At 62.5% G+C, this 12,085-nt stretch carries 11 protein-coding genes; 6 read left to right on the plus strand and 5 right to left on the minus strand.

The genetic code is table 11. The annotated features are described in order from the left end of the window. Nucleotides 1-152: 152 nt before the first annotated feature. Nucleotides 153-1,052: a LysR substrate-binding domain-containing protein gene (locus Amn_RS10130; RefSeq protein WP_154385124.1), complete on the minus strand. Its 900-nt coding sequence runs from the start codon at nucleotides 1,050-1,052 to the stop codon at nucleotides 153-155. 107 nt (nucleotides 1,053-1,159) lie between these two features. On the opposite strand from Amn_RS10130, the gene Amn_RS10135 reads away from it, so the two are divergent. From Amn_RS10135 to Amn_RS10150, 4 genes are read left to right on the plus strand one after another with little or no spacing between them, the layout of a single operon-like run. Next, nucleotides 1,160-2,263, plus strand: coding sequence for a glycine cleavage T C-terminal barrel domain-containing protein (locus tag Amn_RS10135; protein ID WP_286296721.1), 1,104 nt, complete (start codon nucleotides 1,160-1,162; stop codon nucleotides 2,261-2,263). Nucleotides 2,264-2,271: 8 nt separating this feature from the next. Continuing rightward, a complete protein-coding gene (locus Amn_RS10140) occupies nucleotides 2,272-3,885 on the plus strand; it encodes an AMP-binding protein (RefSeq protein WP_286296723.1) in 1,614 nt (537 codons plus the stop codon). Then, the gene (locus Amn_RS10145; RefSeq protein ID WP_286296725.1) at nucleotides 3,882-5,555 is read left to right on the plus strand and encodes an acyl-CoA dehydrogenase family protein; all 1,674 of its coding nucleotides are present in this window, start codon (nucleotides 3,882-3,884) and stop codon (nucleotides 5,553-5,555) included. The genes Amn_RS10140 and Amn_RS10145 overlap by 4 nt, the downstream gene beginning before the upstream one ends. A 31-nt stretch (nucleotides 5,556-5,586) precedes the next feature. Beyond that, entirely contained in the window at nucleotides 5,587-6,393 is an 807-nt protein-coding gene (locus tag Amn_RS10150) for a crotonase/enoyl-CoA hydratase family protein (protein WP_286296729.1), read from the plus strand. A gap of 568 nt (nucleotides 6,394-6,961) precedes the next feature. On the opposite strand, the gene Amn_RS10155 is transcribed toward Amn_RS10150, so the two are convergent. From Amn_RS10155 to Amn_RS10165, 3 genes are all read right to left on the minus strand, one after another. Further along, nucleotides 6,962-7,147, minus strand: a complete 186-nt coding sequence (locus Amn_RS10155; RefSeq protein ID WP_286296731.1) for a hypothetical protein — start codon at nucleotides 7,145-7,147, stop codon at nucleotides 6,962-6,964. A gap of 69 nt (nucleotides 7,148-7,216) precedes the next feature. Beyond that, the gene (locus Amn_RS10160) at nucleotides 7,217-7,555 is read right to left on the minus strand and encodes a hypothetical protein (RefSeq protein ID WP_286296734.1); all 339 of its coding nucleotides are present in this window, start codon (nucleotides 7,553-7,555) and stop codon (nucleotides 7,217-7,219) included. A gap of 301 nt (nucleotides 7,556-7,856) precedes the next feature. Then, nucleotides 7,857-8,582: a glutathione S-transferase family protein gene (locus tag Amn_RS10165; RefSeq protein WP_286296736.1), complete on the minus strand. Its 726-nt coding sequence runs from the start codon at nucleotides 8,580-8,582 to the stop codon at nucleotides 7,857-7,859. A 97-nt stretch (nucleotides 8,583-8,679) separates the two neighbouring features. Between Amn_RS10165 and Amn_RS10170 the strand changes: the two genes are divergently transcribed. Next, nucleotides 8,680-9,570 carry a LysR substrate-binding domain-containing protein gene (locus Amn_RS10170; protein WP_286296738.1) on the plus strand — a complete coding sequence of 297 codons (891 nt, stop codon included), beginning with the start codon at nucleotides 8,680-8,682 and terminating at the stop codon, nucleotides 9,568-9,570. 570 nt (nucleotides 9,571-10,140) lie between these two features. Here the strand turns inward: Amn_RS10170 and Amn_RS10175 are convergent. Continuing rightward, entirely contained in the window at nucleotides 10,141-10,674 is a 534-nt protein-coding gene (locus tag Amn_RS10175; protein ID WP_286296741.1) for a Panacea domain-containing protein, read from the minus strand. 292 nt (nucleotides 10,675-10,966) lie between these two features. Between Amn_RS10175 and Amn_RS10180 the strand changes: the two genes are divergently transcribed. Beyond that, nucleotides 10,967-11,860: a cation diffusion facilitator family transporter gene (locus Amn_RS10180; protein WP_286296743.1), complete on the plus strand. Its 894-nt coding sequence runs from the start codon at nucleotides 10,967-10,969 to the stop codon at nucleotides 11,858-11,860. The last annotated feature ends 225 nt before the right edge of the window (nucleotides 11,861-12,085 follow it).

The raw sequence follows: 12,085 nt of genomic DNA on the forward strand, positions 1-12,085 counted from the left end.
TTCCAATGGACGTAGCCAGTTCATATCGGATGATACCGTCCAGTTGCTTCGCGCCGAGTGGCGGGCCGATGACCACCACGGCCTAGCCGGCGTTGGCCCGTGAGGGTCACTCTTGGCATGAAGCGTCTCAGAGAGCGGCGGCGCGGGTGCGATCAGGTGGCGCGATTGCGCGCGTTTCTAGATGCTTGCGCAACAGACAGAAGCCAGTCTGTAAACAAGCCGGCGTCTGGATGCGTGCTATTGCCTGCGGGCTCAACCAGGTAAAAAGCCTCATCAATCGGCAGGGCGAGGGCAAACGGCGTGATAAGCCGTCCTGAAGCCAAAGCATGTTCGGCCAGCGATTTGCGCCCAAGCGCGATACCTCCGCCGTGCGCCGCCAGTTCAAATGCCGTCAGCGACGTGTCCAGATGGAGGCCGCTGCCGGCGTCGATCTCAGGAGCTCCGGCTGCCTTCAGCCAGATGCCCCAGCCCTCATGGTAGCCGAGCACATGCAGGAGCCTGTGGTTGCGCAGATCGTCGGTCTCTCGCAATAGGCTTGAAGGGGCGCAGAGTGGGGTAATCGTCTCCCATGTCAGGCGATGGCTATTGAACCCCGGCCACCGCCCGTTGCCATATTGGATGTCGAGGTCGAAATCTTCGGTGTCGAAGGCATCTTTCCAGACGCTGGATAAAAGGCGGATGGTCTTGCCCGGATATCGATTCAGATAGTCGGGCAGGCGTGGGGCAAGCCAGTTGACGGCGAAGGAAACCGCGCAGCGTAGGGTCAGGACGCTGCTACGGCGCTGGCCAAAGACCTCTCGCGTGCCGATGGCTAGACGCTCCATTGCATCCTGGATCTTGGGCAGATAGGCGGCGCCGGACTTGGTCAGCTCCAACCCGCGCGGTCGGCGGATGAACAAGGGCCGCCGCACATATTGCTCCAGCGCCTTCACGTGTTTTGAGACGGCAGCTTGAGTGAGATGCAATTCGGCAGCCGCCTGTGTGAAGCTCAGCGTCCGGGCCGAGGCCTCGAAGGCGCGGAGCCAGGTCAGGGGAGGGAGATCCAGATTCATCACAGCCTCAAAACGCAGATATAACTATTTGTATAGGCATTGCCCCCGAATACGTCGTTTGACCAATGCGCGCCAGAGGCGTCTCTGGGAGCATCCAGGGAGGTTTCATGTTCAATGTGTTTCCATCGGCGCGCCTGCGCCCATCGCCCTTTTACGCCAGCGCGGTTGCCGAAGGCATGACCGCTGCCAGCATCTACAACCGCATGATCATGCCGACCTCCTATGGCGACCCGGAGGCGGAATATTGGCGTCTGATCAACGGGGTCTCGCAATGGGATGTGGGGGTTGAGCGCCAGGTGCAGCTGAAGGGCCCGGACGCCGGGCGGCTGGCGCAGATCCTGTCGCCGCGCAATCTTTCGACCTGCCAGGTGGGACAGGGAAAATATGTGCCGCTGTGCAATCACCGGGGCACGATCATCAATGACCCGATCCTGTTGAAGCTGGCCGACGACCTCTACTGGTTCTCGATCGCCGACAGCGACATCTGGCTCTGGGCCGGGGCCATCGCCGCCGAGCGCGGCCTGAATGTGGAGGTCAGCGAACCCGACGTCTCGCCGATGGCCCTGCAGGGCCCCAAGGCCGAGGATGTCGTGGCCCATGTGCTGGGCGACTGGATACGGGGCCTGAGATACTTCTGGTTCCGCGAAACCGAGATCAAGGGCATCCCCGTTGCGGTGCAGCGCTCGGGCTGGTCGAAGCAAGGCGGCTTCGAGATCTACCTGAAGGATGGCAAACGCGGCACCGAGTTGTGGAACATCTTCAAGGACGCAGGCCGCCCCTGGGGTATCGGGCCCGGTGCGCCAGCCACTGCGGAACGTACCGAAAGCGGTCTCATATCGGTCGGCGGGGACACGGACGAGGCGACGAACCCGTTCGAAGTGCGTCTGGGCAAATATGTGGACGTTGACGTGCCCGACGACGTGGTGGGAATTCAGGCCCTGCGCCGGATTAAGGCCGAAGGGGTAAGGCGACACCAGCTAGGCCTGGTGTTGGAAGGCGAGGCGCCCGCGCCGCTCGGATTCCGCCGCGAGCAGATCACCCGAGACGGCCAGCGCGTGGGGATGATGACGAACTGCGTCTGGTCGCCGCGCATGAGAGCCAACATCGGCTATGCGCTGATCGATGCAAGCGTTCCCACGGGCGAAACGGTGCTGGTTCTGCGCGATCATGGGCCGGTTGCCGCCAAGCTGGTCGATCTTCCCTTCCTCTGAGGCTCGACATGCACCAGCATTTTGACGCTCCGACGAGGGACGCCGCCAACCACGTGGCACTGTCGCCCCTGTCCTTCCTGAAGCGGGCCGAAACGGTCTACGCGAACATCCATGCCGTGACCTATGGCGACATTCGCCGCACCTGGCGTGAGACCGCTGCGCGTTGTCGGTCGGCCGCCGCAGGGTTGGCGGCATTGGGGGTCAGGGCGGGGGATACGGTGGCGGTTCTGTCGCCCAACATCCCCGAGTTGTTCGAGTTGCACTACGCCGTTCCGCTGCTCGGCGCCGTATTGAACACTATCAACACGCGGCTGGAGCCCGAAACGGTCGCCTATATCATCGACCATTCGGACGCCAGGCTGGTGATCGCCGATACCGCGCTTGCTCCCCTTTTGCGTCATGCGTTTGAGATCAATGGCAGGGACCTTCCGGTGGTCGATATCACGGACCTTCCGGGCCATGCCGGCTTTGGCCAGACCACCTTTGACGATCTGACCGCCCATCCTCCGATGGACTGGGCGCTGCCGCAAGATGAATGGCAGGCATTGGCACTGAACTATACTTCGGGCACCTCGGGACGGCCGAAGGGGGTGATCTATCACCATCGTGGCGCCTATCTGATGGCGATGGGAACGGTCGCGGGCTGGGCCCTGCCGCCGCACCCGACTTACCTGTCGGTCGTGCCCATGTTCCATTGCAATGGCTGGAACCATCCCTGGGCCATGGCGATCGTCGGCGGCCATATGATCTTCACGCGCGACATCGCCCCGGCGAAATTGCTGGCTGCCATGGCAGCGCATCGTGTCACCCATATGGGCGCGGCGCCGATCGTGCTGCAGATGCTCTGCGACAGTCCCGATGCACGCCCCTTCGATCCGAAGATCAGGGTGCTGACCGCGGGCGCCCCGCCGCCGCCCGCCATCCTGGAAAGGGCCTCGGCCCTCGGCCTCGACGTCATGCAGGTCTACGGCCTGACCGAAACATACGGCCATATCTCGCAGTGCCTGTGGCAGGACGAATGGGATAGGCTGCCCGCCTCTGCCAGAGCCGAGAAGCAGGCGCAGCAGGGCGTGGCGTTTCCCATGGTCGAGGATATCCGCGTGGTGGACCGCGCGAGCGGAACCGATGTGCCGCGCGACGGCCTGACCCAGGGCGAAATCGCCATCCGGGGCAACACTGTGATGAAGGGATACTACAAGAACCCCGCCGCCACGGTCGAAGCCTTCGCCGGCGGCTGGTTCTGGTCGGGCGATGCTGCCGTGGTCCATCCCGACGGCTACGTGCAAATCCGCGATCGGCTGAAGGATGTCATCATCTCCGGCGGTGAGAATATCTCCTCCGTCGAGGTCGAGGCCGTTCTCTATCGCCACCCGGCCGTGCTTGCGGCGGCCGTCGTGGCCCGCCCGGACCTGAAATGGGGCGAAAGCCCATGCGCTTTCGTCGAACTTCGCGACGGGGCGACCCCGACCGAGGTTGAGCTCATTGCCTTTTGCCGCGACCGCATCGCTCACTTCAAAGCCCCGAAGACGGTGGTTTTTGGCGCACTGCCGAAGACCGCCACGGGCAAGATCCAGAAGTTCGTTTTGCGCGCGGCCGCCCGCGACCTGGGGCCAAGATCATGACCTGGGAAGCTCCCGTAAAGGACCTGCTTTTCAACATCGCCCTTGCCGCGCCGGGCGAAATCGATCTGGACACGGCTGCCGTCGTGCTTGAGGAGTTCGGCCGCTTTTGCGCGGAGGAAATCGCACCGCTAAACCTCCCCGGCGATCGCGAAGGGTCGCGCTGTGACGCTGGTCGGGTGACCACGCCCGGAGGCTTTCGCGCAGCCTATACCAAGTTCGTTGAAATGGGCTGGCAAGGTCTGCCGCATCCCATGGAGTACGGCGGCCAGGGCCTACCCCGGACTGTGGGCGCTGCGGCGGGCGAAATTCTGAATGCCGCGAACATGAGCTTTGCGCTCTGCCCTCTCCTGACCGATGGCGCTATCGAAGCCTTGCGCCATTTCGGTTCGGATCAGATGAAGGCCGTCTACCTGCCGAATCTGGTTGCGGGGCGCTGGACCGGCACCATGAACCTCACCGAACCGCAGGCCGGTAGCGATCTGGCACTGCTGCGAACGCGCGCCGAGGCGCAAGGCGACGGCATCTATCGGATCACCGGTACCAAGATCTTCATCACCTATGGCGAACATGATCTGGCCGAGAACGTCATCCATCTCGTCCTTGCCCGCACGCCCGATGCCCCGCGGGGCGTCAAAGGAATCAGCCTGTTCCTGGTGCCGAAGGTCCTTCCCGACGGCAGCCGCAATCGCGTGACCTGCCAGAGTATCGAGCACAAGCTGGGCGTCCGGGCCAGCCCGACCTGCGTCCTGAACTACGAAGGCGCGACCGGGTTTCTGATCGGCTCCGAAAACGCTGGGCTGGAGTACATGTTCACGATGATGAACGCCGCCCGCTTTGCGGTCGGCATCCAGGGAGTTGCGATCTCGGAACGCGCGAGCCAACAGGCACTGGCATACGCGAAATCCCGTCTCCAGGGCCGCCCGGTCGACGGCAGCGCTGCCGGTGCGGTCGCCATTATCCAGCATCCCGATGTGCGCCGGATGCTTTCGCAGATGCGCGCCACAACCGAAGCTTGCCGTGCGTTGGCGGTCCTTGCTGCGGGTTGGCAGGACCGTGGCGACGCGGCGATGGCGGAATTCCTCGTGCCGCTGGTCAAGGGGTTCTGCACCGAAATGGCCGTGCTGGTCACCTCTCTGGGGGTACAGATTCACGGCGGCATGGGCTTTATCGAGGAAACCGGAGCCGCCCAGCACTACCGCGACGCCCGCATCCTGCCGATCTACGAAGGCACCACTGCCATTCAGGCCAATGACCTTCTGGGGCGCAAGACCCTGCGCGACGGCGGTGCTACGGCAACCCGCATCACCGAGATGATCGCAGAGACGGAAGCGGCGCTCAGCGGCGGCTCACCGGCCGCGCAGGATATCGCCGCACGGCTCGGAGCAGCGCGGCAAGACTTCGAAGCCACCGTCGCCTACCTTCTCGCCGCCTCTCCAAACGAAGCATATGGCGGTGCCCTGCCTTATCTCATGCTCGCCGGAAATCTGGTTGCAGGCTGGCAGATGGCGCGCTCGGTCCTTGCGGGCGAAGCATTCGCGGGCGACCGTGATTTCATGATCGCCAAGACCGCCACCGCGCGGTTCTACGCCAATCACATCCTGCCCGAGACTGGCCTCCAGCGCGCCCGCGTCATCCAGGGTGCGGCTAGCCTTTTGGATGCCGCCTTCTGATCCCCTTTGCCCTTTTGAACAGGACCGTAGAATGACCCTTGAGATCGACTGCACCCGCTTCGCGAACCTGGCCATTACGGCGCATGAGGATGGCGTCTGGGTTGTCACCCTGAACCGTCCCGCCAAGCGAAACGCGCTGGATTCGCACATGATCGAAGAGCTTGTCGAGTTCTTCTCGACCGCGCCGCGCGCCGGGATCCGCGCGATTGTGCTCGCCGCTAACGGGGATCATTTCTGCGCCGGGCTGGATCTGGTCGAGCATCATCAGGCCGACCGCAGCCCGGCCGAATTCATGCATCTTTGCATGCGTTGGCATGAGGCGTTCAACAAGATGGAGTACGGCGGTGTCCCCGTCATCGCCGCACTGAAGGGGGCCGTTGTCGGCGGCGGTCTGGAACTAGCTAGCGCGGCCCACATTCGGGTGATGGACCAGACGACATATTTCGCGCTGCCCGAGGGCCAACGCGGACTTTTCACGGGCGGCGGCGCCACGATCCGCGTCACCGACCTGATCGGCAAGTCGCGAGTGATCGACATGATGCTGACGGGCCGTGTCTATCAGGGGCAGGAGGCAGTCGATCTGGGGCTTGCGCAATACATCACCGAAGGCTCCAGCCTTGAAAGGGCGATGGAACTGGCTCGCAAGGCGGCTCAGAACCTGCCCCTGTCGAACTTTGCCATCTGCTCGGCCGTCAGCCACATGCAGAACATGTCGGCGCTGGATGCAGCCTATGCCGAGGCGGTGGTGGCGGGCGTGGTGAACACCCAGCCTGACGCCCGCGCCCGTCTTGCGGCCTTTGCCGACAAATCGGCGGCCAGGGTGCGGCCCAACAATTGACGAGGTTGCGCCGATGTTCCCGCCAAAAGAACAGGACTGGCGCTGAACCGGCAGCGTCCAGACTGTGAAGTGGACTGTGTCCCTCTGGCTTCACCTCGGTCGGACGGCGGTCTTGACCGAGTTTCGGGGCTGTAGCGGCTCGTGCTGCTCCGGTCCGAGACAACCAAGCGTCGAGCGTGTCATGAAGACACTCGATTACGGCGAAGCATCATTTCGGTGTCGTTCGAGTCACTCGAGGTCGTCCGTTGGCATGGTGAGTTGATTGCCCGACATGGCGGAGTAGCAGCAGTGCCTTTACAGCGCATTCGACAACCAGATCTAAATCCCGAGCCGAAAGGCAGCTTCTAGGTCGTTGGTGCAGGAGCCCCGAGCGACCGAATTGAGGGCGCGTAGCAGACATCAACAGCGTCTAGCCCTGCGGCAACAACCCACTCCGCACCCTCATCTGAAGGCTCGCGTCCTAGGCGTAAGCCCAGAAATCGGAGCTGCACCCCGCGCGATCACTGTCTCTTCAGCGCGAGATAGCTGCGGAGGCGGCCGAGGCGGGCGTGCATCTCTTCTGCATCAATTAGAAATTCGCCGCCGCCGGGTCGGTATATTGCGCGAGATCGCCGACGCGGTCGTTGACCATCTCGTCACCAGGAAACAGGTCCGAAAGCAGCAGCTCAAGTCGGTTCGCTGCCGCCAGGCTGGTGTCGTCGCCATCGACGAAGCGGCGAAGCAGCGTATCGAGTTCGAGGGTTGCTTCATTCATCAAGGCATCGCTTCCAAACGAGGTGTCTGCGCGTGCTCCGGGCGGCGCTCTGGTTCGCTGCCTTCCCGGCTAACGGCCGCTATGTGGACGCGTGAAGGGTTGGCCGTTGAATGTGTGGGTGCAGCAGGAACATGACGGCTCCATCTGCTCGACGGACAGTGAGGGATCGACGATCGTTAGGCGGTTGTTTTCGTCGACATAGAGGCCGCTGTAATAGGAGTTCTGGCCCACCAACACCTTGGCGCGCTGCTCCGCTTCGGTGCGGGCGACGAGCCAGAAGATCGGCGCCTCGTCATCGAGCCGTGACACGGCTTCGCTGTGCACGTCAGTCCAGTCCCTGCCGACGCGTGACAGCAGGAACCGGAACAGCGGCGTGTAGTCCCGCCCACGCCGCTTTCCCGCATGCATGGAGCCTCGGCTCTCCAAGTTTGCAATGCTCAGGCTCTCGTCGCCCTGGCTCTCATCGCCCAGGCTGTCTTGGCCCGAGTTCGTTTTGCCCAAGTTCGTTTTGCGTTGCCGTGACGATCGATAATCGCCACCAAAGTCGTGGCGGACATTGTGCGTGCGCGTGTTGACGCGGCGAAACAGTGGTTCTTTGCCCGTTCGAGATCGACTCATGTCAGGACTTGACCATATCGAACGTCGTCTTTCCACCTGCACCAAAACGGGCTGCGCGCCGGATGGCGCGCAGCCCTTTCTCCCTGACCGCTCAGGCGGCCAGCGCGGCAGCCGTGTCGCGCAGCACGTCAGCGAGGGGCACCAGGCCCTTCATCGCGCCACTTCCGGTGGCCGTGACGTCACCGTCTTCGATCGCCACCGCGAAGCGGAAGGCCGGGTCGGCTTCGATGCGGTTGCGCAAAGCGAGGATGCGCGGGTAGTCGGCCGGGTCGACGGCCTCATGGAACTCGACCCAGCGTGCCACGCCTGCAAACACCGCATCAGCCAGCGTCGGCTTGTTGCCGAGCAGATAGGCGCTGTCGCCGATCATCGCCTCGAGCTGGGCGTGGCGGGTGGCGACGAAGCTGCGGCCGAACTTGCGCAAGGTCTCGCGCTCCGCTTCGCTGGCGTCGTCGGCTTCGAGCGCCACCCAGAGCGGGCCGAAGGCGCCGGTGAAGGCGGTGTTCAGGAAGGCGATATATTGGTGCATCCTGTCGGCATCCGGCGTATCAGGTTCGAAGCTGATGCGGCGCTCGGTGTCGCGGGCTTCGAGCCACAAGGCGATCGCCATGGTTTCGGTCAAAACGCGGCCGTCATCGGTGACCAGAACCGGCGTTTCCACGCGGCCGTTGAAGCGCTTGTAGGCCTCGGTGCGCATCTCGCCCAGCATGTCGACGCGGGTCAGCCGGTAGGGCTGGCCGAGCCATTCGAAGGCGGTAACGAGGCCGGCCGACGAGCCGAGCGGGAAGCCGGAGGTGAAGATCGGTAGGGTTGTCATGTCAGGTCTCCATTGTTGAGAACCCTGATGTATCCCCGTGGACTTTGATGCTGTAGTCGGGCAATCTGAAACAAAACGTCCACATTCATAGACTTTGATGCTGAACCTCAACGATCTCCAGTTCTTCACTGCTGCCGTCGATCACGGCGGTTTTGCCGCCGCCGCCCGGCGCCTCGGCTGCCCCAAATCGACCGTCAGCAAACGGGTGGCGGCACTGGAAGTGTCGCTCGGCGCGGTGCTGATCCACCGCAGCTCGCGCAATTTCACGCTGACCGACGTCGGCCGCGACTGTTATGACCATGCCCGTGCCGCCGTCATCGAGGCCGAGGCGGTGGAGACGGTGGTGTTGAAGAGGCTGGCCGAGCCGGCCGGCACAGTGCGCATCACCACCTCGGTGCCCAACGCGCAGTTCCGGCTGGCGCATCGGCTGCCGCTGCTGGCGCGCCGCCACCCCAGGCTGCTGGTCCAGCTGCATGTCACCGACCGTTTCGTTGACCTGGTGCAGGACGGTTTCGACATCGCGCTGCGCAGTCACTTCGCGCCGCTGCCCGATTCCGATCTTGTGCAGAGGCGGATGAGCGAGGATGCGATCACGGTGCTGGCGGCACCGTCCTATCTCACAGAACACGGCGCGCCGGAGACACCGGAGGCGCTTGCCAGCCATGACGGGCTGATGAGCTCGATGACGTCAAGGAGCTGGCGGCTGCGCAACGGGCAGGGCCGCATCGTCGAGGTGGCGCCGCGGCAGCGTTTCCATGCCGATGAATCGGTGCCTCTGCTGATGGCGGCGGAAGCCGGCCTCGGCATCGTCTGCCTGCCCGAACTGATTTCTGCCAATGCAGTGGCGCAAGGCAGGCTGGTGCGGCTGCTGCCGGACTGGACGGCCGGCCGCGTCACCACGACGATCCTGACGCCGCACCGGCGTGGGCAATTGCCGGCGGTGCGCGCGGTGATCGATTTCCTGCTTGAGAAGGAGCCGGCAAGCTAGTTGTCGCCGCGCTGGGGGGCGACTTCCGGAATGACGCAATCACCCATAAAGAGGCTGGCTGGTCGGCGGCGAAGAAACGAGCGGAGGGGGCGCGTAAGCCCAGACAGGAAAGCGCGGTAGTGTGGCCGTGGACGCACCAGTCGTCGCGCGTGCTCCACTAGGTGTTCGCTGGATATGCTCGGCGTTTTCATACTTGACGCTGGCCCGGAGTTGCGCCGATTGCCCGCTCGAAGCCCGCTGGTTAGGGCGGGCTTGAGGGTGGAATGCCAGGGCGATGGTGCGTTAGGCTCTGCCAGCGATCCCATACGGAGCGTCTGAAAATAGAGCGCTATGAACGATCAGGGTATCGCCCGAGATTTCGTATAGGATAGTTACTGAGGGCAATCCTATGGAGCGGGCACCATCAACGGTAAACGATCGTAGCGAGCCGCTCTCGTTGATGGGCGTACCAATCATATGGTCGTGTAGGGCAACCCAGGTGGCAGTCTGCCAAGCTTCATCCGCGCGGGGCCATCGATCAACCGCGCTGTTATAGGCCTGCTCTGCGTCCGCCCCCTCGATCAGATGCAATTATGTCAGGCCCAGTTCTTTCGCTTTGGATTTTGCCCATTCGAGTTCTTTGGCGTTTGGCTCTCGAACTCTCTGCGCTAGGACCGAGATGAACGGAAGGCGTTCACCCATCGCAGCTATTTCCCAGCCGAAATCATGCGAGAGTTCGCTGACGCTTTCTGCTGTATGCTCGTGGACAATGAACGTTGACCAGTAGTTAATTTCCTTGAGCTCGCCCTCCGAGAACACGCCGGAAACAGGATGTTGCAAGGCCTTGAACTGCCAGTGTTCGTAGTGCCTCTGTTTCAACAGAAGCTGAGAAATCATACCTTCTGCCGCCAGTTCGCCGCGAACAATCATGACATCCCGGGGTACTGGGCCATGTTCCTGGCGTGTGTAAGGGGCGCCAGTAATTGACTTCCCAGTCAGGACGTAACTGCGGGCGTCAGAGAACCAAGCAATCTTGTTGAGTTTGGTGGCGCCGAAGTCTGGGTGTGCACCAACCTTCCAGATCACATAGTGAACCAGAGCCTTCAGTCGGTCGCGTTCATACACCCGATCAGCCATGGTCTTAATATAGCGATTTCGCCCATGTTGTGCCAGATAGGAATTCGTTCCTCTTTCGTTCTTGGCTCTCTCTCTGGGGGAAATATTTCCTATACGGCGTCAACCGAGAACGCCATGGGAGGCGAGTACGAGTGCAACGTATGCGAAGGGTGACGCCATCACCGGTGATTTCGAGGAAACGTTCCAGGCGTCGCCATTCTCATAGGCGTGAGCGCTGCGGCTTTCGTCCGTCGTCCAAATCGGGCTAGCCTGTGCCAGGAGATTCCGAACGGAGGCCTTGATGAGCGGCGACCACGACCATGGCGACATGCAAAACACGCCTGTTTCAAGGCTGTGGATCGCCTTTGGCCTGACCGGCAGCTTCATGATCGCCGAGGTCATAGGCGGCATCGTCACCAACAGTCTGGCGCTGATTTCGGATGCCATGCATATGGCGACCGACGCCATGGCGCTGGCGATCGCTTTGATCGCCATCAAGGTCGGGCGCCGCGCCGCCGACCTGTTGCGCACCTATGGGTATGCCCGTTTCGAGATCCTGGCCGCCGCCTTCAACGCGCTGCTGTTGCTCGGTGTCGCCTTCTACATCCTCTATGAGGCCTATGTCAGGCTGTCCCAGCCGACCGAGATCGCCTCGCTCGGCATGCTTGTCGTCGCCGTCATCGGCCTTGCCGTCAATTTCCTCTCGATGCGGCTTCTGACGCAACACAAGGACAACAGCCTCAACGTCAAGGGCGCCTATCTCGAGGTCTGGGCCGACATGCTGGGCTCGCTCGGCGTCATTGCTGGTGCTGTGGTCATCTGGCTGACCGGCTGGACGTGGGTCGACTCGCTGATTGCCGTCGGAATCGGCTTCATGGTCTTCCCGCGCACCTGGGTGCTGCTCAAGGCGTGCATCAACATCCTGCTCGAAGGCGTGCCGCCTGGCATGGAGCTGGCCGAGGTCGAGCTGGCGATCTCGACCGTGCCCGGCGTGGCCTCGGTGCACGATCTGCATCTGTGGGCGATCACCCAGAGCAAGGCGTCGCTGACCGCGCATGTGGTGCTGGAGGAGGGCGGCGATGCCGAGACGGTGCGCCGGGCGGTGGAGGTGCGGCTGCAGGAAAAGTTCGACCTGCACCACACCACGCTGCAGATGGAGCGGGTGAGCTGCGCGCCGCTGGAGCGCATTCACTGACCTGCCTGCGTTGGAGAAGGAAACGCGGATTTCTATTGGCAAGCCAGACCGTCGCCGACAAGGGATGGCGCGAAGCGGCTCAGTTCTAGATCATATCTTTGACAAATAATTTGGATAAAACTTAACAAAATCAATTGGTTATTTTATCCTCCTGTCGAAGCCCTGCTTTCACAACGAAGCTGCTGCTTTCGAGCGTGTTGAGATGATGCTGTGTCAAACTGCCAG

Origin of the sequence: Aminobacter sp. Y103A (genome assembly GCF_030294925.1) — a bacterium.
In the GTDB taxonomy this organism is placed as follows: domain Bacteria; phylum Pseudomonadota; class Alphaproteobacteria; order Rhizobiales; family Rhizobiaceae; genus Aminobacter; species Aminobacter ciceronei.